We start from the raw sequence: 25,133 nt of genomic DNA, 5'->3' as shown, positions 1-25,133 counted from the left end.
GGGACTATTTTGAAAATTGAGCAGTTAAGTATTTATCGATATACTTGCGTGCACTTTTACTACTTGAAAGAAAATTATTGGCGATTATACAAAACGGAATATAATTATTGTCATTTTTGATATAATAGCCGGCATAAGCCACTACTGATTCCATAGAGCCACTCTTGCCCAATATTTTACCCTTAATTTTAGGGTCTCTAAACACATACTCTAAAGTACCTGATTGCCCTCCAATTGCTAAAGATTCCTTAAATACATCAAAATGGGAACTATTATTTTGCATCCATTCTAATAATTGTACAATCCCTTCGGAGGTTAAGTGGTTTTTTGGCGACAAACCACTTCCATCTTTAATGTTAAAATTAGACGCGTAATCTATTTTATCTTTCCAAAAAGATTCAATTGCTAGAACACCATTATCCCATGATTGAACTCCCGAATATCTTTCTGCGAGAGTTAAGAAGAGTTGGTCAGCAAAAAGATTGTTGCTTTTATGATTGGTTACTTTAATAATTTCAGATAACGTTGGAGAATAGACTTCACACAGCAATTGAAAAGCACCATCCACGGAAGTACTTTCCTCAGTATTGTTACTAAACGCTATTTGATTCTCTTTAAGAAATAATCGTAAATCTTGAACAAATACCATTGATGGATCAGGCATAGCTGACTTTATAGTGAAAGCTTCACGGTTTGCCGGAATAGAACCTTCAATCCACCATTTCTGAAGCTGACTAATACCATACACATAGGCACTATCCTTTTGATGAGCTGCAGCAATAACATTGCTTTGAATGGTATAATAATCAATATCAGGAGCTATATCTACAACTTTAACTTTTGAACCTACTTCAGCACTTTTCAATGTAATTCTTATGGTATTATCTCGGAAGTTTAGATTATTAGGAATCCCTCCATAATAATTCCCCATATCTTCCCATAAACGGGCTGCCGGATAATCTACTGTTGCACTATTGAATTGAATTTGAATATCTCCTTTTATATGCTGTATTTGCTTTAGCTCAAGCGAATGTTTTATCTGAGAAAATAGAATATCAACAGAAGTTGAATCAAATAAGTCGGAGCCTAAAGTTGGATCATTACCCGACACTATAATAATATTACCGTGCAAAACTCCATTTATAATATCACCCGTGTATCCTACTCGTGTTCTATACCGAAAATTAGGACCTAACACTTCAAGAGCGGTACTTGTTGTTACCAATTTTAATAATGATGCAGGAACAGCTGGTACTTTTGAATGCTCAGAAAAAAATACTTTACTCTCAGTCCTTGATAATTTACACAAAAGAGCCTCGTCGGGATTAAAGGAATCTTGAGCAATTATTTGCACGAATATTAAGGTAAAACAAAGCGTTACTATATATTTCATTCAAACCCTCCTACTTGTTCTTTTAACTTATTTATAGTTTCTAAACGTGCACGAAGAATTTTTGCATACTCTTGCGAACGTAAAAACTCTTCCTTATTTACATTTCCTTCTTTAGAAATATAAATGTCATTCGATATCTTCAACCAATATTTAGCCGATTCAAAATCGCCTAATATTTCAGATGCAACAGCTAGGTTATATGAAGAACGTGCTTTATACTTACTATTAGCATTATCATAGATATACTTCCAAAGTTTAATGGCTTCACCATATTGTTTTTTACGCACAAATTCGGCAGCCTGAAGGAACTGATAATTACCACTTTTATACAAACCCCTTTGTGCACTCTCCCATAATGGCGTTGTATGATTAACTGCTTGTATACCCTGATATTCGGCTAAACTAACGTAAGCCTCTTTAAGATCAGGTAAATCGCGTATGGTTCTTTCCAGAGTACTTCCATAGGCTTGCCACGATATCGTATCTTTTTGCACTTCTTTATATAAAGCTGTCCTATCAATATTATTGTATCCTCGCCACAAAATAGCTCCTTCAACATCCATAGTGGCATAAAATCCACCATCGTATTGAGGTTCTGCTTTTACTGTTGTTGCATAACGATTAGCTTCAAATGAAATGATTCCTTCTGCACCATAAATATTGCAAATACTATCTACTTGTAACCAATTTAAAGCTCTATAAGGATAGGAAGCATCTGTTTTTAAAGTTTGACTGTGATAATAAACAGTATCATAAAACTCGCGCAATAATAATTCCTGATTCAGAGATTGAAGGGCAATTTCTGCAAAATCATCTTGCCATACGGATTGCATTGTTCTTTTCTTACCATTTACCTGAACCGTATTTTTTGTGGTATCCCGATAAGGAATAGAATTATTTACTAAAACTACTGATGTAATTTCAGGCGCTATGGTATACTTGGCTGGTGCAAGTACATCTATAGTAAAAGGTTCGTACGTTGAACACGAGGCAAACACTAATAAAAAAACCAGTAGTATATAATTTATGAGTTGCTTCATATAATATTAATTACTTATGCCTAAAAATGAAAAAGGCTGCTCTATTAAAATAGAACAGCCAAATATATAAAAAGATGTAATTATATACTACATATTCATACCACCACAAACATGAATTGTTTGTCCGGTTACATATTGTGATAAATCAGAACCTAAATATACACATGTGTTGGCAACATCTTGAGGAGTACCTCCACGCTTCAATGGAATTTGAGCTTCCCATTGTGCTTTAACATCATCAGCTAACACACCTGTCATTTCTGTAATGATAAATCCTGGAGCAATTGCGTTACTTCTAATTCCACGAGAACCTAATTCTTTAGCTATAGATTTTGTAAAACCAATCATACCAGCTTTAGAAGCTGCATAATTAGCCTGACCAGCGTTTCCGCTAACACCTACTACAGAACTCATATTTACGATAGATCCAGAACGTTGCTTAAGCATAGTTCTCTGAACAGCTTTAGTAAAGTTAAATACAGATTTTAAGTTTACCTTAATAACCATATCCCACTGCTCTTCAGTCATACGCATTAATAATGTATCTTTTGTGATACCAGCATTATTGATTAATACATCAACACGACCGAAATCAGCAACAATCTCATCAACTACACGTTGTGTATCTTCAAAATCACTTGCATCAGAAGCATAGCCTTTGGCTTTAACCCCTAGAGCTGTTAATTCTTTTTCTGTTTCTTGCGCAGCCTCGTTAATTTGTAAATCAGTAAATGCTACATTACATCCGTGCTGTGCATAAGTCATTGCAATAGCTTTACCAATACCTCTAGCAGCACCAGTAATAATTGCAGTTTTTCCTTCTAATAATTTCATTTTATAAAATTTTTATTCTCAAAGGTAATTTATAACAAAATCTATATAATAAAACCTTGTTAAATTTAGCTTGGCAAATGTAGTAATAATTATCTAAGTCCTCGGTTTTTTTTAACAATGATCAGTCTGATTTAAAAGAATTATCCATTCAGCCTTAAAGTGAGTTAAAATTGCTTTTTTGAGCGCGTACTAGCAACTATAGCATCACTAGTGAAACATTTTCCTCATATTTAAGTACACTAACACTTAAATATAGGGGTACTGGAAAAAAAATACGTTATTTTATGTTAATCCAACATTAATCATACTACGAAAGGTGTCTATGTTTTATATTTGCATTGTATTAGACTTAAAATAAACCTTCCAAAAATAGTACTCAAGCACTTTAACAACACATTCTATGAAGAAGAGATCAAATTTAAAGCGTAAAGTAGTTAGTAATATTATTATACCTGTATTTATAGTATACGGCATCATCTTTACCTTTATCAATATTCAGTTTAATAAAAATGCCAAGGAAAAAGCATTTAATGAAACTTCCTTTTCCGCACAGCTATATTCCTCTCGAATCTCGCAGCTTCTCAATGAGGACTTATCCTTAGCTAGAGCTTTATCTCAAAGTATTGAAGCATTTAGAGATGAAGATTCAGATACTAAAATTGAACTTTCAAATAGCGTTATCCGCTCTTTTATAGATCATAATAGTCACTTAAAAGGAACTTGGTATAATTGGCAATTAAATACAATGTCAGATTCTTGGACAGCTGAATACGGAAGAAGAAGAAGTACATTTTTTAATTACGACAATAGCATTACTTACCAATCTGACACCCTTGATATAAATGGTGAGAGCGGTTTATATGAAACTATCCATAAGTTAAATGATGAATACGTAACCAACCCATACTACGAGGATTATGAAGGAAAACTAGCGTCTCCAATTATGGAAACTAGCATTTGTGTTCCTATTAAAAGAAATGGCAAATTTATCGGCTTAGTGGGTTTTGATATGGAGCTTGATAGTTACCAACAGATACTAAATAAGATAGAGAGTATTGAAGGAGCCAATATCATATTATTCTCTAATAATGGTCATATAATTGCGTCGAAAAGAGAAGAGTGGGTAGGTAAATTTTTAAAGGATACTGGAATTGATTTTCCTGAGACCAGCGAACTGTTTAATAATTTTGAAGAGAGTACTCATTTTTTAAGTGAAATTGAGGATGAGAAAAAAGAAAACAATTTTTATTCATTCTCGAGCATCGAAATTGGTAATTCTCCTGAAAAATGGGGACTTGCTTATAGCATTCCTGTATCCACTGTATTAGCAGAAACCAGACAACAGTCGTTGATTATATTTGCCTCAGGGGTTATAGGACTTATCATTATAATAGTACTTCTTTTCGGAATGGTTAAAAATGTTATTAAGCCGATATCTGACACATCAGAATTTGCTTCTCAAATTGCGGAAGGTAATTTAAGTGCATCGATGGATACATCAAGAAATGATGAAATAGGTATGATGGTTTCTACCTTAGGTGAAATGACCAATAAAATTAACGAAGTAGTTTCTACGGTAATTAGCATTACCAAATCGATAACTGGTGCCTCGTCTGAAATTGAATCTGAGACTCAAAAATTAGCAGAGAGTGCTGCAGAACAAGCTGCCTCTATGGAAGAAATTTCATCAACAATGGCTGAAATTATGAGTACCACACACCAAAACACCACCAACTCAATTGAAACCAATCGTATTTCTACGCTTGCTGCTGAAAACATTCAAGAGGGACTAAAAACAGTGCACCAAAGTAATGAGGCCATGTTAGAGATTACTCAGAAGGTTTTAGAAGTGAAAGAGATAGCTGCACAAACCAATATATTAGCCTTAAACGCAGCAGTGGAAGCAGCTAGAGCCGGTGAAAGTGGAAGAGGATTTGCAGTAGTTGCTACCGAAGTTAGAAAACTAGCGGAGCGCACTAAAAACTTGACTGACGAAATTGAGAATGCTGCCTTAATGGGACAAGAAGTTTCAAACAGCGCTACTGAAAAATTAGATGCGATAACTCCTGAAATTGTAAAAACAGCTGATTTGGTTAATGTTATTTCGCTTGACTCACAAAACCAAACATCGGCAGTTGATCAGGTAAACAGTACTATTTCGGAGCTAAATAGCATAACCCAACAAAATGCACAACAAGCCGAATTAATGAATCAGTTTATTGAAAAGTTATCTCAGCAGGCAAAAGCTTTGAATGACACAATGAACTATTTCACAACAAAATAAAATACAGAGTAAAAATATACTAAGGCTCTATGATAATTTATCATAGAGCTTTTTTTATTGCACTACCCGAATTAAATAAAATTAGAAGCTGCTGATAAGATCTAAAAAATTAACTTTGGCAAAATTTTAAGATAATGACTGTCGACTTATTTATACCTTGCTTTATTGATCAAATGTTTCCTAACACAGGATGGAGTGTTGTAAAGATATTGGAATCTCAAAATATTGAAGTAAACTACAACCCCAAACAAACTTGTTGTGGACAGCCAATGTTCAACAGTGGATTTTGGAAAAACTCTAAGAAAACAGCCATTAAATTCATCAAAGACTTTCCTGAGGACAGACCAATTATTGTACCTTCCGCCTCATGTGCTGGTTATATTAAAAATCACTACACAGAAGTTTTAAAGGATGAACCTGATTACCTTGAGGATTGTGAGAGATTAAAGCGTAATGTTATTGAGCTAAGCGATTATTTAGTAAACCATTTAAAGGTAACTGACTTTAAAGCTAATTTCCCGCACAAGGTAACTTATCACGATGCTTGTTCTGCGCTACGCGAATATGGCTTAACTGATGAACCGCGCACTTTAATAAATAATGTTGAAGGCATTGAGCTAAGCGAAATGGAAGATACCCACACATGCTGCGGATTTGGTGGTACATTCATGGTAAAAATGGTTCCAATATCAACTGCTATGGTTGAGCAAAAAGTACAACATGCAATGGCTACTGGTGCAGAATATATTGTATCAACAGAAGCATCGTGCTTACTGAATATTCAGTCGTATATTAATGAGCAGAAGCTGAATATTAAAACTATTCATTTGGCTGATATATTGGCTCAGAATTTATAAGGGTCAATTAGACCTCATAAATTATAATTATCTAAATTCAATATGATTTTCTATTAATTGATATTGAATTTAGACTTCCCTCCTTTTCTATACACACAGCCCACTACTCAAGCTGACAATAAACAATTCAGTCTTCTGTAAAAGCCAATAATTTAACAATAGTTTCCAATATAAGTACACTACTACAAAGCACAGGATAACTATTTTTGTATCAAAAACAAATACATCAACAAACATTATACAAATGAAAAAAATAAGCATTAGTGATGTTATTAATATAATACTGGCAGCAGTAGTTGTAATGTTATTACTAGCTCTATGAAAATAAATAATAACGTTATTAAAAAAGCATCAGCGTATTGCATTATTATATTACTTGTAGGAGTTTGGGCAATACAAAATGAGCAATTATTCGGCATCAAATTATTCACTAGCGAGGAAGGTGAGAGTCAGAAAACGGAATTTGAGTTGACAGATATCCAAAGCATATTTAGCTCAGCTGATAAATATGAAGTAAATGCAGTTAGTATACTAGTTTACTCAGGAACACAACTTGTAGGATGGGCGATAAATAGTAGTCCCTTTTCCGATTCGATAACTGGATATACCTCTTCAGTTCCTTTATTAATTGGTTTCGACAACAGTAATAAACTCCAGGGCATTTCTCTATTAAAGAATTATGAATCACCTGATTTTATTGGTGATATTGTAGCCTCTGGCTTTCTTAAAAGTTGGGATAATATTCATATAAACAAGCTTAGCAATAAAAAAGTAGATGCTTTTAGTGGTGCTACATTAAGCTCAACAGCCATTATTAAAACCCTCAGACACAGAGTTGGGCAAATTTCGGAACAATCGGCTTCTGAAGTTGAGAAGATAGATTTATTGACAATTGCAAAAACAGCTTCGGGCTATTTACTAATTATATTAGCACTGCTACAATTTTTCTTTACTAAAAAGATGAGAAAAGTGAGAACCTTACATCAGGTATTGACAATACTAATATTAGGATTTTGGTTAGGTACCTTCTTATCTATTTTTTCGATAAGCAATTGGATAATATATGGGATCGACTTACCTGCTAAACTATTTGTATTCGTCATTTTGATACTAAGTATTGGATTGCCATTGTTCACTAGCAAATCATTTTACTGTAGTCATCTTTGCCCATTTGGAGCAAGTCAGGATTTATTGGGGAAAATAAAAAAAGATAAGGTCAAATTATCACCACGGGTAAAGGAATTTCTTTCAACATTGCAAGAGAAAGTATTTGCCACTATTATGCTTCTATTATTCACAGGAGTGGGTTTTGATTTAACGAATATTGAACCTTTTTCAGCATTTATCTTTAAGTCAGCTTCTATACCCGTATTAATTTTGGCATTAACATTCTTGGCACTTTCGGTATTTACACCTCGGCCATGGTGCAGATTTGCATGCCCCACAGGATACATACTAAACACCATCAGAAAACCCATTGAGAAATAGTATTTAACCCAATAAATTAACAACAACAACAACACTTATATTTATATATTATGAATAAGAGTCAATTATTATCACTTTTACTAGCAATAGCTCTCTTTATAACAACATACAAGTTAGTAGATGTTAGGCGCAAATCGGAAGAAACAGAACAATCAGCAACAACACAACGAGAAGCGGTTTTATCCGTCATACAAAATAGAAAAAGCGTTAGACATTATACTGATAAAAAAGTATCACAAGAAGATTTAATTACTATTATGGAGGCCGGAATGGCTGCACCATCAGGACACGATACTCGCCCTTGGCAATTTATTGCTATAACAGATAGAAGCACAATGCTTGAATTACGTAAAGAACTTGAATGGGCCAGTGGTTTAGATGGTTCACCTGCTGCTATTGTTGTTTGTGGTGATATGAGCAAGGTTGATGAAAGAAACCCTGAGTTTTGGATTACAGATAACTCTGCTGCTACACAAAATATGCTTCTTGCCATTGAAGCGGTGGGTTTAGGTGGTGTTTGGAGCACATTATACCCTGGCGAAGAGCGCATGCAACATGCTAGAAATGTACTTAATCTTCCCGACCACATAATGCCTTTATGCATTATTCCTTTGGGATATCCAACAGGAGTTGAAAAGGCTAAAGATAAGTTTGATATCAATAATATTCATTGGGAAAAATGGACCAAAAAATCGGTGAAAACAGATGAGTAAAAGTCACACATTATCATTATTGCTAGCTATAGTATTATTTATAACTACCTATAAGCTAGTTAAAACAAGAATTAAACTAGAAGATGTGGCCAATTCTTCAACCACCAAAAGAGATGCTATTCTAGAGGTGATTCATAACAGAAAAAGTGTACGACATTATCTGGATAAATCAGTCTCTAAAGAAGATTTGCTTACCATTATGAAGGCCGGAATGGCAGCCCCTTCTGGAATTGATAAAAGACCTTGGGAGTTTATTCCTATAACAAGCAGTAATAAATTAATTGCCATCAAGCAAAAAGATGCAAAAGCTGCTATTGTTGTATGTGCCAACATGCATAAGACCGATGAACGTGCACCTGAATTCTGGATTACCGACACCTCTGTAGCTACCCAAAATATGCTATTGGCCATTGAAGGCATGGGACTTGGTGCTGTTTGGAAATCAGTATATCCTTGGAAAGATTATACTGAACACATTAAATATGAGTTAAAGTTGCCTGAACACGTGGTTCCTTTGTGCGTAATCACACTTGGTTATCCCACAGGTAAGGACAAACCAAAGGATAAATTCGACCCCAATAATATACATTGGGAAGAATGGAGAGAATAATAGATTAATCATAAAAAACCCTCCCAGGCAAGAGCGATAATTACAGTTCGGGTTAGCCCGTCTGGGCGAGCTTTTCTAACATAAACAGGTACGGCTAACCTAGCTTTCAAATTCCCTTTTTGAATTGATTTTATGGCTTGTAAGCCGAGATTAAAAGAAATTCCTTCTGATTCTGGTACTCTTTCTCCATCATAAATATAATCTCCTTTGATACGATAAACAGATACAACTGATGCCATCCAATTTAAATTGGTACTGGCCCACATGCGGTTATATCGCAGCATAATATCATCTCCCCTATCTAAATGATAACTATTCTGAAAATCAATAAACTTTCCGTTTGGTTCAAAGGTATTATCAATAGCCCCAAATGGCAACTGATAACCTAATGCAACTGACCAGGAAGGCATCTTATATTCACCTTGAAATAATAAATCATAAGTACCCAATCCTCCTTGCAGGGCCATTGGCAGATGATTACCGGCGGCATCTTGCGCGGTGACAGTTCCAATGGGGAATTTAGCACCAAGTGTAATACCAATTTTATCGCTTACTAAATACCTGCTTGCTAAAGTAGCATCACTAATATAGGCGTACCATTCTTGACTATAGTATGCATTACGAAGTGGTATTGAAAAAGAAATATCTAATTTATCGGATGCTTTCAAAGCTAAACCAAAAACAGAATGCAAATATTGCATATCCTGTTCTCCCAACTCCCAGGTTTGTTCAACACTCACGGATAGAGGCTTTGATTTTTCGTGCAAAGTTACTGATGATTGCGGCATACTGCAAATACCCGCATCACTACACCCTTGCGCTTTCGCGAGATATGGAACTACTAGAAACAAAAATATGCTAAATCTTCTAATCATAATTAGAAAACCTAGCATATCCAATATTGTTTAATTCCTTCTACAAAGAAAATCCTCTATTACGAGAACAACTCTTCAATATCATTCATATCTAGAGTTTTCATTATATTCTCATCTGTTTGAATAATATCTCCTGCAATTTTCTTTTTCTGGTTCTGTAGTTTTACTATTTTTTCCTCTATAGTATTTTTACAAATCATGCGATAAGCAAATACCTTTTTATCTTGTCCAATACGATAACAACGGTCAATAGCTTGGTTCTCTACAGCTGGATTCCACCATGGATCTAACAGGTACACATAATCTGCAGCCGTAAGGTTTAATCCTGTTCCACCCGCTTTTAAGCTGATAAGGAACACACGTAACTCTCCGTTTGTTTGGAAATTATCAACCGATTGCTCACGCTGTTTCGGACTACTCTTTCCATCAAGATATTCGTACTTTATATTTAGTTTATTGAGTTCAATTTTCACTAAATCTAACATCTTCACAAACTGAGAAAATACCAATATTTTATGGTCGGTAGTTTTATGAGTAATGTGGCGCAATATCTCTTTTATCTTAATTGATTGCGCTTCTGTTACATTTTCATCATTGATTAGTAATGGGGAATCACAAATTTGACGCAGACGCGTTAAGGCCTCAAGTACCATTATTTTTGATTTTGCCAATCCTTGTTCATCAATCTTATTTAATAACTTCTCTTTAAAGTTATTGCGGTAAGCATCATAAACACTACGTTGTTTAGGCTCCATTTCGCAGTAAATTACATCTTCTGTTTTTGAAGGTAACTCGGTTGCAACACGCTCTTTTGTACGACGAAGAATAAACGGATTCACTACTTTTTGTAGTTCACTTGCTATGTTTTCATCGCCGTCGCGATCTATTGGGAAAGCATAATTCTCTTTAAACGAAGAGGCAGCTGCAAAGAATCCAGGATTTACAAAGCTCATTTGCGCATATAAATCGAATGTACCATTCTCAATTGGCGTACCCGACATGGCAATTCTGTTATTGGCTTGAATTAGTTTGGCGGCTTTAAATCGACGCGAAGCAGGGTTTTTAATGGCCTGCGACTCATCAAGAATTACATAATTAAACCTGAAATCCTTTAGCACTTCAATATCACGTAATAATATACCATAGGTAGTAAACACCAAATCGTAATCTTTAAATACCGAGGTATCCTTTTGGCGATTGCTTCCATAATAATAGAATGCCTTTAAGTCAGGCGCAAACTTAGCAATTTCATTTTCCCAGTTAAACAACAATGTTGTTGGTACCACAATTAAATTGGTACTATTTTCTTTACGAACTACATGCTGAATAAAAGTTAATATCTGTAAGGTTTTACCAAGTCCCATATCATCGGCCAAAATACCACCCCACTGCATCTCATCTAAGAAATTAAGCCAGTTTAAACCTTCTTTCTGATAATGGCGGAGCTCAGCTGTAATATTATCTGGAACTTCGGTATCTGTAATCTCAGTAAACGCTTTTAATCGCTCACGCTTCTCAGTTATTTCTTGTATAACTTTAAAGTCGTCTATTTCATCAAATAAATCATCAACAATAGAAAAGCGAAGTTTTGAGATGGCTAAACTATTATCCTTAATCTCTGAATTTCTGAAGTATTTCTCTAATTTAGTAAACCACTCCTTAGGCATAATTCCTACAGAGCCATCGTTTAACTGAATGTATCTTTCCTTTTTAAGAACCGCTTTTTTAATCTCAGCTAAACCAATCTGATTATCACCAAAACTAACTTGTATATTCACTTCAAACCAATCTTGACGAGAAGTAACAGAAGTACTTATATTACCTTGGTATGGCGAATACTTAAAGCCTTTGAGATCTTTTAACCCAAACACCTCAATATTATTAACCTGCAAATGATCAAAGAACTTATAAAACCACATGTTATCGGTAAACTCACTCATGTGGAGGAAGAATATTCGATTGGATTTTTGCGTCTCAAATTGAGGATGCATTTTCGAAATCATGTCAATATAATCATCCTCAAGCTCAAAGTTTCGTTTGTAAACCTTAACTAATTGATCTGTTTTATCAAGTAAGTTTCCGTTTTTATGTAAGAGCACAGACATGTCGTCTTGATAAACAACTTGTGGCGTAAATACCACATATCCATCTTTCTCGGTTAGGTATAACTCCTTCTCGTTAAAGTCTAACTCAATCACTTCTGTTTCGTAGCTTCCCTCATTAAAATTGATTACAAAATCTTTTGATAAAGGAGCCACTACTCTTCTGTAAAACTCTTCTTTTTGCGCCAATACCATTTTTAGCTCACTTGGTAAACTGGTCAGGCACTCTCCTACTCTTTCGTTCTTTGAAAAGTAAAAGATATTATTGATACTGTTGATATATGGATTAACGTATTTCTGACTTAAATCTTCATGTTTATAAAACAACTTACCCACTTTGATCTTCATATCTGAATTCACAAACTGACTATTAACCGACACATCAAATGTCATATCAATTGGTGTGGAAGAAAGTGTTATCATGCTTAAATCACGTTTCTTAAACTCATAGAAACCCGTATCAGCATGATAAATAAAACGCTCATTCGTCATTAAACGAAAAGCCTTTTGCATTGCGGCAAAAGATTTAGAATCACTTAACTCATCCAAGTTAAACTGATGGATAAGATCTAATAATTCTCTTTGATTATCTGACGGTTTTATTTTATTTGAATCGCGATGGTACACATCAATACTATTTATAATAGCATCTTTCGTTTTATTGGTTTTACCAATAATAGGTACAATTCGGTATGAATATGAACCAGTGCGAGACTGAATGGCTTGTAAAACAAAACCTAATTCTTGCAAAGTATCTACCTTTGGTAAATGATTCAACACTTTCAAATCATCTTCGGGCTTAAGAATGCGGGCTAATCTTGCATCGGCTAATTCGTCGGCTGACATTAAGCCTTTTGCCTTTGAATCTGCTACAATATGTAAACCTTTATCCTCATCATATACGTAATTAAAATAATCGGTAAACGGAGCACCTTTATCTAAGCCATATTGACTTAGTAAATCTTGCTGAAAAGGCATATTCTCCTCGGCAAAAACGCCCGCAATCATTTGTGGAATATCTGAGTTAGCGATCAACAATAAACAATATAATTCTATCGAATTTAAATTGCCCGATGCTGTACTTTGAGTAGATGAAACATAAAATAAATCTTCTACTTTTCTGATTTCAACACTATCTTTTCGGTATTCATCTTTAGTTTTAAAGGTGATACATTCTGGAGTAATAATAATATCAGTACACGTCATTAAAAAGGCATAATTCACTACCCTATTAATGGTATTACCTGTAGCCATTTGTTTTAACTCTCCAGCACGCAAAGGATTAACATTAACTAACTCTACTCCTGCGGCATGTCTTTTTTCAGCCACTTCAATAGGTCTTGCACCCTCTTGTGCAAAACCATCAAGCTTATAAATATTATCAATCAAATATTTTAATGCCGCCACACTGTGCTTACACAATACACCAAATGAAAAAGGACAAGAACAACTGGTGCGTACTGAACCTTTGTAAATTCCGTATACTTCAGTTTTATAGTATTTAGAATCACGAACCATGAATCTAAATGTATCATTCTCTTTATCACTTCCTTTTAAAGTAACTACATTATTGTTGTATAATGATTCTCCTTGCTGAATATTGGCATCAGTGGTTGAAGCATTGATAAATTCCTCTATAAGAGTTAAAGCTTGTTCTATTTTGTCCATATTGGAATGCTATTGCATATAAATTAAATACACACCAAACATCTAAATAAAAGGCATAATTATGATCTAATTTTTGCCCCTTAAAATGTTGCGATGGCGCCAAAATGCGAAAATAGCAATAATTTTTGCTTCGCGCTAAGTTATACAACATGTATTAATATTATAATTGAAGTAAAATTACAGACTAGCCTTTTAGATAATCACATAATACATTCTTAATCAACTTTTTTGTACATTAATTGCTTTAATATGAAATAATGAAGAAAAATATAGAATATGCAGAGAATTTAAGTCTCATCTAAATTAACAATACCACTTATGACTAGATATCAATACATTACTATATTTTACTTCATGCATTATTGTATAACCGTTAAAAAACTATAATGATGAAAAATATAAAATCCTTCATTCTACCTGTTCTTCTTTTGTGCCTCACAATTGCACTTAAACAAGTCAACCATTTTTATCCGAAACTTACCATTATCAATACTGAGATAACTAGTAAACTACTCTCTATAGTTTTAATAATCAGTTTTACCTGGATGGTAATAAAAATGCTACGTTTAATAAAGCTAGGTGTATTAGGCAATTTTGATATTAAGAAAGAAGATAATTTAAAAAGCAGGCGTGTTTATACACAATATAATATACTTGAAAACATTTTAATATTTGTAGTAATTATTGTGGCTATTGGTTTTTCATTAATGCTATTTGATGATGTAAAAAAGTTAGGTATTAGCTTATTTGCCTCGGCAGGAATATCGACCATTATAATTGGTTTTGCTGCTCAAAAATTCATAGGAACAGTTTTAGCGGGTATTCAAATTGCCATTACCCAACCCATTGCAATTGATGATGTAGTAATTGTTGAAAATGAATGGGGCTGGATTGAAGAAATAAATCTTACCTACGTTGTAGTGCGTATTTGGGATAAAAGACGATTAATTGTACCAACTACGTATTTTATTGAAACTCCTTTTCAGAACTGGACTAGAAATACTGCCGATATACTTGGAACTGTATTTATATATACCGATTATACTATGGATGTGAAAGCATTGCGAGAAGAGCTAACAAGGCTTTTAGAATCAACTGATTTGTGGGACAAAGAAGTAAACGTTCTGCAGGTAACAAATGCAACAGAACAAACTATGGAGATTAGAGCCTTGATGAGTGCAAAAAACTCGCCAACGGCATGGGATCTGAGAGTGTTTATTCGAGAAGGCTTAATTACTTTTATTCAAGAGAATTACCCTGATGCTTTACCCAAAACGCGTATTGATATACCAGAAGCAATTGAAGCAGATCCCTTATCTAAGGAAGAAATGATGAACTGATTGTTATAGATTACTATTCATAAGGTAGTTATGAGTAGTGCAAAATATTAAAACATAGAAAAGCACAGTACCTCAAATAAATGCTGTGCTTTTTAAAAGACTTATTGTTATTACTCAAAGAAATAAAACTCCCTTTCATTATCTGCATTAAGTATAATTACACCTTCAGATCCAACGGCAACTATAGTTCCAAACCCTTTAAAATCATCTCCGATATCATATACCCCATTCCCTTTATGAATATTTGAAAGATATTTGACATTAGTAACTGATATTTTCTGATTGTTTCTATCATCAATGTAAGAGATACGCGCCTTTTTATCTGAAGGAAAGGATAATATTTTGCATGCTCTATATTTAGCATCTAGCACACTATCTCCAATGGCTAAATTGTTTATATATTCTAACTCATTCTGAACATTTACCCCAATTGAGTTAATGTGATTTTTATAAATATCCGAGTATGGAGTGCTTATGGTATCCGAAAAATTAATCACATCAGCACTAACTGTAGCTATAGTACTTGAATAAAATAAGTAATATGAATTTTTAAAGTCTACAATAAAATTCGCATAAGATTCATTTACTTGCAGAGGTCTATTCCTCATTAATTTTTGCTTGGCATTTAATACTAGCGCATCTTTTGAGAGACCTCCGAAAAACAATACTTTCTGTGTTTGTGAAACTCCCATTGCCATATCAACATACTGAACTTGTTTTGTGATGGGGCCAGTACTCATCACACCAAAATGATTGGCCATACAAGAAGAAAACAATACAACTGCAAAAACAAAAATTAGGTTTTTCATAGTTTGGATTTTTAATGAAGCGCAAATTTAGCAAAATGTTTAACATAAAAAAGCACGATACTCTATTGAGTGCTGTGCTTCTTTATATAATAATCCTTAATTACTTCTCTTGTAGGGCTACTCCTTTAAAGTTTATGCCATCCCAACCATGTGTAATAAAGTTGCGGATGTTCTGATGATCATCTCCGTTCGGATTTTCTAATACATCTTTAGTATAGAATTTCCCAAAACACATTAATGTTTCTTCCTTAGTGAACTTCTGAATTTGTGCAAATGCGAATAGCTTACAAGAACCATTATTTTGCCCCTCTTCGTTAACTACTTCTCCATTCTTAAATTCTGTAGGTGTAAATGAATAATACTGATCGACGATATCCATTGTTTCAGCAAATTCAATACTTTCAGGAGAATTCTTTAGTTTGTTTTTATATTCTGATAAATTCATAATTCGACGTTTTATTTAATAAAACGCAAATGTATTAATATTTTAGAAATAGATAAAGCTTCTAAATTTCAAGGCTCGTAAAACCTCAGTCAAACTAATTAAGACTGCAGACTTCAAAAGTTCATTATTCACACTAGTAAGAGTATCTAATAAACCTATTAAAAAACCCATAACTGCACCTAAATTTTTTCAAATGATTATTACATTATTTTATAATAAATAATTGTTTGTAATTATTTTTTTATAATTTAAAGGCTGACAAACAAGATATTAGAATCTTACAATAGTTAATATTTAACAAAAACTTATAACCTTGGAACAACTCTTATTTCACAAAACGCAAGTAGATCGGTTATTTCCTTTCTACATTCTAACAGACAAATCGTTAATCATACAATCGTATGGTCATACTTTGCAAAAACTTATACCTAACGTAGAAGGGCAAAATGTATACGACCTTTTTACAGCTAGTTACCCTATCATTGAACAAAATATTAACGGCAATAATATTACTCCCTCTGAACAGACCATAGAGTTATGCCTTAAAAAAAACAAAGAACTCATTTTAAAAGGTTATATCGAGGAAATAGAAGGTGGTGATCTTTTGTTGTTTTGCATTTCATTAAGGTCTGATTGTATACGAAAACTTATGAATAAGAAACTTAAGTTACATGATTTTTCTTTTCATGATTCTACATCAGATATCTTTACTGCTGTTGAAGTATTTCAGCAGGCAAGCAACGACATGGAAGAATTGCTCTATAACTTGAATAAACAGAAAAACAAATTAGGTAAACTTTCTGATATTATTGAGAACTCTATTAATTCGATTATTATTACTGATAGTACCGGTTGTATAGAATGGGTTAACAAAAGCTTTTGTGAAATAACAGGCTATACAATTAAAGATGTAATAGGGAAAAAGCCTAATAAATTACTTAGCGGCATAGATACGTCTGCGGAAACCTTAAACTATCTAAATGGACAAGTAAAAGTAAATAAGCCATATGCATGCGAGATACTAAATTACAGAAAAAATAAAACCTCCTATTGGGTAAATACCTCTGGCCAACCCATATTTGATAAAAATGGAAAACTATCTCAATATTTTATTATAGATGAGAATATAACCCATAATAAGAAATCTAAAGAAGTATTACTCACTGAAACCGACAAATATGGTAATATTATAGCTAATATGAATTTAGGTTTAGTTGAAATTGATAACCTTGGTAAAATTGTTTATACTAATGATAGTTTGAGCAATAATTTAGGCTATACCTCAGCAGAATTGCTTTCACAACAAGCATCTCTCCTTATGCCTGCTGAATCAATTGCTTCTTTTCGTGATCACGTCGCTCAAAGAGCAAAGGGTGTTTCAGGTGCCTACGAATTAATAGTAACCCATAAAAGCGGTAAAGAATGTACTTGGTTAATAAGCGCCGCGCCTAAATATAACGACAGTAATGAAGTTGAGGGTTCAATTGCAATATGCTTGGATATTACCAATCAGAAAAAATTAGAACATCAAAAAGAAGATTTATTAAAAAGTCTTTCTGAGCAAAACGAACAGCTAAATGAATACGCTCACATTGTTGCGCATGATTTAAAATCACCACTAAGAGGTATTTATGCTTTGTTAAGCTGGACGATTGAGGATTTTGAAGAGAAACTCGGAAATGATGGCCTTACAAACCTTAACCTAATGCAAGATAAGGTGGAAAAGATGGATCATTTAATTGATAATATTTTAAAATATTCAAGTATTGAACGAGGTGTAATTAAAAATGAAGTTCTAGATTTGAACACTCTCATCAATAATGTTGTAAGCATGGTTTATTGTCCTGACAATATAGAGATAAAAGTTGCTGAAAACCTTCCTTCCATAAATGCCAATGAAACACGCATACAACAATTATTTCAAAATATCCTTAGTAATGCTGTAAACTATACTGATAAAGAGGTTGGTTTAATAGAAATAAAATGGACAGAAAATCTTAGTCATTATATCTTTTCAATAAAAGATAATGGAATAGGTATCGCTAAAAAAGATCAAAAAAGAATATTTGATATTTTTAGTTCCTTAGGAAAACATAAAAGATCTACAGGAGTTGGTTTAAATATCGTAAAAAAAATAGTTGACATGTACGATGGTGAGATTTGGCTCGAAAGTGAATTAGGTATTGGAACAACATTTTTCTTTAGCATTAAAAAATAAATTATGAAAGTAGTTCAAGCATATAAGAAGTCTTCAACTTCAGAATGGATTTTTATTACTGAAAATCAAGAATTAAATAATCCATTGGTAATGGTTTTTGGAGGAAGAAAACTATTAGAAAACACCAACATATATAATGAGATAAAAGCAAAATTCCCTTACAATAATATTGTATTTGGCTCTACGTCTGGTGAAATTATTGAAGGGGAAGTATTTGACGATTCAATCTCAGTAACAATGATTGAATTTGAAAAAAGCAATTATATTATTAATCGTGATAATATTCTTGACTATAATAAGGATGCCAAAGCCTTAGGCAATGCCTTAACCAAAACATTCCCGAAAGAAAATCTTAAACACTTAATTATTATATCTGAAGGCAGTTTTGTAAATGGTAGCTCTCTAATTGCTGGTTTAGAAGATGATCTCCATAACAATACTGTTATAACAGGCGGTTTATGTGGCGATGGTTCGCGCTTTGAAACTACTTTAGCCTCTTATAATGAAAACCCAAAAGAAGGAGAAGTAATTGCAATAGGTTTTTATGGTGATAACCTAGAATTCTCTTTTGCCAGTGTAGGTGGTTGGAGTACCTTTGGCCCTGAAAGAATAATCACTGATTCTAAGGAGAATATTCTCTATAAAATTGATGATACACCTGCTTTGGATATATATAGCAAATACTTAGGCGATAAAGCTTCTGAACTTCCACAGGCTTCGTTATTATACCCTTTAAATATAGTAGCACAAGGTAAGAGTAAAGCAGTAGTAAGAACTATATTAAACATTGACCGTGAAAACAATTCTATGATATTAGCTGGTGATGTGCCTGTAGGCTCAAGAGTACAACTCATGATGGCCTCTTTAAACGGCATTGAATCTGGAGCCTACGAAGCTGCTAAATTAGCAATGACAGATCGCAAAAAGGAACCTGAATTTGCTTTTTTGGTAAGCTGCATAGGAAGAAAAATTGTATTAGACCAACGGGTGCAAGACGAAATTGATGAAGTTAGAGATGTTATTGGACTACAAGTTCCTGTAGCAGGATTCTATTCATACGGTGAGATGGCTCCTTTCCAAGGAGAAACTTCTTGCGAATTACACAATCAAACAATGACCCTAACCTTAATAAGTGAATAGTGAATCGTTTACTTCAAAGACAAATAAAGAAGAACCTCTCAAAAGAACTTCTGGAAGACAAGGCTATCCAGAATCTTCTTGAGGCTATAAATAGCTCGTATGAAAATTACGAAGATCAAATTTCAATGACTCAAAGGGCTATGAAAATAAGTTCTGATGAGTTATTTAGTGCCAATCAAAAGCTAAGGAAGGAGGCTGATACAAATAAAGAAACCATACAAAATATCCAGCAAATTGTTAAAACTCTTAATTTAAAATCTACCCACAATCCAAATGACAATTTAGAACTTACTGAAGTTGCCACCTATATAAAACAGCAATCTAAAGAAATTGCAATGGTGAGTAAGGAACGCGAGGAATTACTTAAAAATTTAGAGAAACGCAATCAAGTATTATCAGAATATGCACATATGGTTTCTCACGACCTTAAATCTCCGCTTAGAAATGTTAATTCAGTGATAAATTGGATTATGGATGACAATAAGGACCAAATTGATAGTACATGCACAAGCCACTTTGAACTAATTCTTCAGAACTTAGAAAAAATGGACTCGCTCATTTCGGGGATATTAGAATATTCAACAATAGATGCAGTAAATATTAAAAAGAATCTTATAGATATTGAAGGATTAATTGATGATATTACAAACAAACTAACAATTCCTGATGAAACAGAAGTAAGAATAGTAGGTAAATTACCCACTGTAGAAGGGAATCAAAATCTATTTTTCAAACTCTTTAGAAACATTATAGATAACGCAGTTAAGAATATTGTTAATAAAGAAGGATTAATACAGATCGGAGTTATAGACAAAAATACAGAGTGGGAATTCTATATTTCAGATAATGGAAAAGGAATAAAACCCGAATATCATGAAAAAATATTTGAGATATTCCAAAAGATAGATGATGATGCTACCGCTACTGGTATTGGTTTAGCAATTGTTAAGAGGATCATTGATTTGTATTGTGGTAAAATTTGGCTACAAAGTAAAGTGGGTTTAAATACTACTTTTTTCTTTACTCTACCTAAGTAAATATTTTATTGGCTTTAATTAAACTCTTGATCCATTAAAAATGGGATATTCTAGTCTATTAAGAATATCCCATTTTAAGTAATTCGTTTTTATGATATAAAAAAATCGACTTATAATATCACAACCTTCTTTGTATAAACTATATTATTCTTCGACAAAAGGTTTAACATGTAAACACCTTTTTGAATATTATCTATTGGCATTCTAATGGTTGAATTATAGAATTTGCCTTCCTTAAGTAAACTACCCGATAGGGAATATAATTGAACAACATCAGCATATTGGCAATCTATATTAATATAATCAGATGCTGGATTAGGATATACACTCACCAAGCTATCTTCTATTTTACCAACACTAGTTTCCTCATCAACAACAATGTAATTTTCAATTAATTTGATATCCAATCCATTATCGTTGGTAACTGTTAACTTTACGCTATAGGTACCTGGAGTATCGTATGTAAAACTAGGATTACGCTCGTTGGAATCAACGGTGCCATCATTATCAAAATCCCATTCCCATGCTGTTGGCATTCCTTCTGTTTCGTCGGTAAACTGAACCGTAAGCGGAGCTTTGCCAGTTGTTGCATCGGCTGTAAAAGAAGCTTCTGGAACTAAAACGGGCGTATTCTGGTTTTCAAACTCAAGATTATCTATAAAAAATAAGTTATTACTACCACTCACATTGGCTGATGCTACCTGAATACCAATTCTATCACCATTAGTGATACTAGGATCGGATGCACCATTGCGTGAAAAAGTTTTGGATAGACTTACCCATTTGCCCGTCTCAATACTTGAAATATCAAAATCAATCTTAGCCCATGGCTTATTCAGAATAAAGGATATTTCATTCACATTAGCATTAGCATCTTTCCAAATTTTAAAGGTGAGTGTATTGGCTCCTGATGGTAAATCTAATGAGCCATATGGCGACCAGATAGTTTGGTTGGATGAAATTGCCGCTGTTTGTTTCCAACGAAGGCTTAAATCACCATCGGCTACTTGATCAGTTTTCATACGCCATGGAGTAGAATTTGCAGCCCACCAATTTTGACTGCGGCCTTGAAAGTAAAAGGGACCTTCGAAACCTAATGCGTCAAAATATGGACCTTCTACTTCCTTCTGCCACAAACGCACGTAATCAATTTTGTATTCTCCAGCGTTGTTGGCTAAATCTTGCATACTTGGTAAGCCGTACCACGAAAACACTTCGGAGTCAATCCACATTTCTTGTGCATTGTTATGTGCCCACGCTTCTGTGGCTTCAAGCTCTGTACGTGGTTTAGTTCGCAGTAACTCTCCATTAAAGTAAATTTTAACTTCATCTTTACCCCATTCAAAACCATATACGTAATAATCGCTTGCTACCCGAACATCAAGAACTTCTTCATTCTTCCAAGGTTTATAATCGGCTGATTTATCTGGGTCCCAGCTAATCATATTTGTTCTGTATTTTCGTTCTAATTCTTCAGGTTTGTTTTCAGGATTACCAATTGGTCGCTTTCCATAGTTCTCTGTCATATCAATTTCAGAGTGGTAACCGGTAGTCCAGAAAGCATTGGTAACAGGCGCATCAGCCGCCTTGCACCTTACTTCTAAATATCCATAACGAAAGAATCGCTCGCTTAAAACACAGGCTTGTGTTATAGGTTTTGATTTATCCGCAGCAGTTGTTGACCCACCATACCAAGTACCTTCGTGCATTTCGTTGGCAAAGGCAAAATCAGGTTCCCATTGAGAAGTTAAAACCAATTCGCCATTCTCTACTTTCACATTATGTGGGGCAAATTGACCAGGTGCACGTCCTTTCCACTTATTGCGATAATCGCCATTCTCACCTAATATCCACCATTTGTTCTTGTTTAATTCGGTGCCATTAAATTCGTCGGATATTTCGTTATTTAAGATCCAGCCCTCTGAGTTTGTTGGATCGGAAGCCGGATAGTATTGGGCTTTGATAGTTGCTATTGAAGTCCCCATCAGAAATATTAAAACTAGGACTGCGTAGTTTTTTTTCGGTAGAAATTTAAGATTCATTTTATGTGTATTAATTACTAATATTCAGAATATCTCTCTCTTATGCCAAAACCATTATCATATGATTGATATAAATTGTTTCTAAAAGTATATTCAGCACACATAATGGATATTAATAAGCGTACATTTTATAGAAATATAAATTTATTAAGTAAAAGACATTACTACCATAAGTGCCACAAGGAAAGCAAAATACACTGACAGAAGAAAATGTAATAATCCAAAAGGATTAAATATACTTTCTAGGGAGGGAAATAGACTTACTAAAAGTTCTACTTATTTTTGGAGAGAGTAAACCTAAAATTGGAAAGCATCAATAGTGTTCCTGAAGAGCAATATAGATCTCCTGAAAGTTTTAAGGGACTTCCTTAAGAAAGGTAATATGTTATATAACTAAAAAAGCCACCTGTGTAATACAGATGGCTAAATAATATAGTTGATTTTCTATGTTGTTTTATGGACGTATCCCTGCATCTACTGCGGCTATTCCCATCGCATCTAAATAGAAAGTTTGCATATCGGTTGTAGGTACACCCGGATTATCGGATGCATATATTGAAAACTGATATCTATATTGCTCAGTGCTAGAACCACCAATTTGATTAGGGAAATTAGCAATGCTCTTAATAGTTACCCACTCGCCTTGCTTAACTTCAGATAAATCCCATTCGAATGCTACCTCAGTTGGCCATCCTCCTGTTTTTGGAGAAACATAACTGCGTATCTTTTGAATGGTTGACCCCGGCTCAATATATATTTTATGAGATACCTCGTAAGCACCAGGTGCAAGGTCTACTGATTGTTGCATTTGCATCCAACCTAAATTTGGTCTAAGTGGAGTTAAGGTTCCATTATACATCATTGAAGCCTCACCTTCGAACTGTTTTGTTTCTACTCTTGACCATTCAGCGTTTGCAGGATCTTGAGCTCCAACCCAGTATTGGTTCACAAACCCAGTTTGTGGGTTACCATTTCCATCTTCATAACCAGAATATTTTCCATCATCAGTAAGCTCATTATCGCTACCAGCAGGTATCGAAACTACTTGCGGAGTAAATGAAATCAATTGTCTTTCGTCCTTAGAAAGGATATTAGTTCCTGCTGCATCAAAGCTAACTTTGATCATATCGTCTCCATAAATCTCAGCTCCTAATTCGAGGCTAATACGGGTAGCATTGGATGGATCAACACTAACCCCTGTTACAGGGATAACAACTGGTGAAGTACCTAATTTCGAATTTTCTACAGTTACTGTGAATCCATTTTCTGGAGCACCACCTAAAGAAGCAACTTCACCTGTTACATTAAAGGCCAAAGTCTTTTGACCTGTCCACACAGCACCATCAGCATAAGTAAAATCTTTCTCTGATTGAACTACTTGTAACTTTAATGGAATGGGTTTTTGACCCGATCCTTTTGGTGCTCCTGTAATGTTGCGTTCAACTTTTAAGCTTCCTAAACCTGTTGTTTTATATCCATATACATTAAAATAAACCAAGGCTACTGAATCTGTTTTCACATCTGGTTCTGTATTATTTCTAATCGTCCAGGTTCTGCTATCTGGCTGCTTAAATTCAGGATTTTCTTCCTTAGTTAAATCAATAAACATTAGGCGTTCACCTACTTGTACGTCTACTGATTTCCATGTATCAGAATTTTCAACATTAACTGTATCCTCTCTGCTCACTTCAACTAAAACCTCACCTGCAGATACCGACCCATCAGTACCTTCAATTACTCTACACACTTTAAACGCAGGTTGAACAGGTGCATAAACATCAACCACAAAAGAGGTGTCAATTACCCAGTTTCCTTCGGCATTCATTTTAGAGTAGATTGGACGAGCTCCATTAAATGCAACCGAATCAGGAAACTCATTGTATAAACTTACGGTAGTACGGCCTGACTTTCCAAAGTATACACGAACGCCTTTATCATCGCTAACCAATCCTTTTTCTGTATCTAAGAATAACTCAAGGCTATCACCCTGATCTGCTTCCTTTAAGAGAAAATTAGCTCCTTCTTGTATGCGCCACTCATGGCTAAGTTCTCCAACCGAAGCATCCATAAACCCTATTATTTCGCCTTCTTGTGCAAAATACTCTAAAGCACCTGGCATACTTGTATACCATTTTACATCAGATACAGGGAAAGGTTGCTCATACTCATCTTTACAACTGAACATTGTAATGAGTGAGAATAACAATATATATATATTTAATTTTTTCATTTTTCTTA

The 25,133-nt window shown here is 34.1% G+C and carries 18 protein-coding genes; 9 read left to right on the top strand and 9 right to left on the bottom strand.

The window, feature by feature from the left end; all coding sequences use genetic code 11:
- Nucleotides 1-4: 4 nt before the first annotated feature.
- The 3 genes from dacB to fabG all read right to left on the bottom strand — a co-directional run bounded on the left by dacB (nt 5) and on the right by fabG (nt 3,267).
- Nucleotides 5-1,393: a D-alanyl-D-alanine carboxypeptidase/D-alanyl-D-alanine endopeptidase gene (gene dacB, locus QMO11_RS14230; RefSeq protein WP_282037899.1), complete on the bottom strand. Its 1,389-nt coding sequence runs from the start codon at nt 1,391-1,393 to the stop codon at nt 5-7.
- The gene (locus QMO11_RS14225; protein WP_282037898.1) at nt 1,390-2,433 is read right to left on the bottom strand and encodes a DUF6340 family protein; all 1,044 of its coding nucleotides are present in this window, start codon (nt 2,431-2,433) and stop codon (nt 1,390-1,392) included. Before QMO11_RS14225 ends, dacB begins: the two co-directional genes overlap by 4 nt.
- A gap of 87 nt (nt 2,434-2,520) precedes the next feature.
- A complete protein-coding gene (gene fabG, locus QMO11_RS14220; RefSeq protein ID WP_075602622.1) occupies nt 2,521-3,267 on the bottom strand; it encodes a 3-oxoacyl-[acyl-carrier-protein] reductase in 747 nt (248 codons plus the stop codon).
- 400 nt (nt 3,268-3,667) lie between these two features.
- Here fabG and QMO11_RS14215 point away from each other — a divergent pair, with 400 nt between their 5' ends.
- The 5 genes from QMO11_RS14215 (at nt 3,668) to QMO11_RS14195 (ending at nt 9,219) form a co-directional block, all read left to right on the top strand.
- Complete coding sequence (locus QMO11_RS14215) at nt 3,668-5,551, top strand: methyl-accepting chemotaxis protein (protein ID WP_282037897.1); 1,884 nt, start codon at nt 3,668-3,670, stop codon at nt 5,549-5,551.
- Nucleotides 5,552-5,685: 134 nt separating this feature from the next.
- Entirely contained in the window at nt 5,686-6,408 is a 723-nt protein-coding gene (locus QMO11_RS14210; RefSeq protein WP_282037896.1) for a (Fe-S)-binding protein, read from the top strand.
- 318 nt (nt 6,409-6,726) lie between these two features.
- Nucleotides 6,727-7,896, top strand: coding sequence for a 4Fe-4S binding protein (locus tag QMO11_RS14205; protein ID WP_282037895.1), 1,170 nt, complete (start codon nt 6,727-6,729; stop codon nt 7,894-7,896).
- 50 nt (nt 7,897-7,946) lie between these two features.
- Nucleotides 7,947-8,609 (top strand): nitroreductase family protein, encoded by a 663-nt coding sequence (locus QMO11_RS14200; protein ID WP_282037894.1) that lies wholly within the window; start codon nt 7,947-7,949, stop codon nt 8,607-8,609.
- Nucleotides 8,602-9,219: a nitroreductase family protein gene (locus QMO11_RS14195; protein ID WP_282037893.1), complete on the top strand. Its 618-nt coding sequence runs from the start codon at nt 8,602-8,604 to the stop codon at nt 9,217-9,219. Before QMO11_RS14200 ends, QMO11_RS14195 begins: the two co-directional genes overlap by 8 nt.
- An 8-nt stretch (nt 9,220-9,227) precedes the next feature.
- On the opposite strand, the gene QMO11_RS14190 is transcribed toward QMO11_RS14195, so the two are convergent.
- Both QMO11_RS14190 and QMO11_RS14185 read right to left on the bottom strand, forming a co-directional pair.
- On the bottom strand, nt 9,228-10,094 hold the full coding sequence (locus QMO11_RS14190; RefSeq protein WP_282037892.1) for a hypothetical protein: 867 nt from the start codon (nt 10,092-10,094) through the stop codon (nt 9,228-9,230).
- A gap of 59 nt (nt 10,095-10,153) precedes the next feature.
- Nucleotides 10,154-13,864, bottom strand: coding sequence for an SNF2-related protein (locus QMO11_RS14185; protein WP_282037891.1), 3,711 nt, complete (start codon nt 13,862-13,864; stop codon nt 10,154-10,156).
- A gap of 389 nt (nt 13,865-14,253) precedes the next feature.
- On the opposite strand from QMO11_RS14185, the gene QMO11_RS14180 reads away from it, so the two are divergent.
- Nucleotides 14,254-15,204 (top strand): mechanosensitive ion channel family protein, encoded by a 951-nt coding sequence (locus QMO11_RS14180; protein ID WP_282037890.1) that lies wholly within the window; start codon nt 14,254-14,256, stop codon nt 15,202-15,204.
- Nucleotides 15,205-15,314: 110 nt separating this feature from the next.
- Here QMO11_RS14180 and QMO11_RS14175 read toward each other — a convergent pair whose 3' ends face one another.
- Together QMO11_RS14175 and QMO11_RS14170 are read right to left on the bottom strand one after the other, a co-directional pair.
- On the bottom strand, nt 15,315-16,013 hold the full coding sequence (locus QMO11_RS14175; protein ID WP_282037889.1) for a DUF6567 family protein: 699 nt from the start codon (nt 16,011-16,013) through the stop codon (nt 15,315-15,317).
- A gap of 100 nt (nt 16,014-16,113) precedes the next feature.
- Nucleotides 16,114-16,458, bottom strand: coding sequence for a HopJ type III effector protein (locus tag QMO11_RS14170; RefSeq protein ID WP_282037888.1), 345 nt, complete (start codon nt 16,456-16,458; stop codon nt 16,114-16,116).
- Between the two features lie 313 nt (nt 16,459-16,771).
- Here QMO11_RS14170 and QMO11_RS14165 point away from each other — a divergent pair, with 313 nt between their 5' ends.
- From QMO11_RS14165 to QMO11_RS14155, 3 genes are read left to right on the top strand one after another with little or no spacing between them, the layout of a single operon-like run.
- Nucleotides 16,772-18,676 carry a PAS domain S-box protein gene (locus QMO11_RS14165; protein WP_282037887.1) on the top strand — a complete coding sequence of 635 codons (1,905 nt, stop codon included), beginning with the start codon at nt 16,772-16,774 and terminating at the stop codon, nt 18,674-18,676.
- Nucleotides 18,677-18,679: 3 nt separating this feature from the next.
- The gene (locus QMO11_RS14160) at nt 18,680-19,816 is read left to right on the top strand and encodes an FIST signal transduction protein (RefSeq protein WP_282037886.1); all 1,137 of its coding nucleotides are present in this window, start codon (nt 18,680-18,682) and stop codon (nt 19,814-19,816) included.
- The gene (locus tag QMO11_RS14155; protein WP_282037885.1) at nt 19,816-20,853 is read left to right on the top strand and encodes a sensor histidine kinase; all 1,038 of its coding nucleotides are present in this window, start codon (nt 19,816-19,818) and stop codon (nt 20,851-20,853) included. The genes QMO11_RS14160 and QMO11_RS14155 overlap by 1 nt, the downstream gene beginning before the upstream one ends.
- A gap of 110 nt (nt 20,854-20,963) precedes the next feature.
- Here the strand turns inward: QMO11_RS14155 and QMO11_RS14150 are convergent, their stop codons facing one another.
- Both QMO11_RS14150 and QMO11_RS14145 read right to left on the bottom strand, forming a co-directional pair.
- Nucleotides 20,964-22,838 (bottom strand): PKD domain-containing protein, encoded by a 1,875-nt coding sequence (locus tag QMO11_RS14150; RefSeq protein ID WP_282037884.1) that lies wholly within the window; start codon nt 22,836-22,838, stop codon nt 20,964-20,966.
- 511 nt (nt 22,839-23,349) lie between these two features.
- Nucleotides 23,350-25,125 carry a hypothetical protein gene (locus tag QMO11_RS14145; RefSeq protein ID WP_282037883.1) on the bottom strand — a complete coding sequence of 592 codons (1,776 nt, stop codon included), beginning with the start codon at nt 25,123-25,125 and terminating at the stop codon, nt 23,350-23,352.
- Between the last annotated feature and the right edge of the window lie 8 nt (nt 25,126-25,133).

This window comes from Saccharicrinis aurantiacus, from assembly GCF_947489045.1.
In the GTDB taxonomy this organism is placed as follows: domain Bacteria; phylum Bacteroidota; class Bacteroidia; order Bacteroidales; family Marinilabiliaceae; genus Saccharicrinis; species Saccharicrinis aurantiacus.
This window is presented reverse-complemented; position numbering and strand designations above follow the sequence as displayed.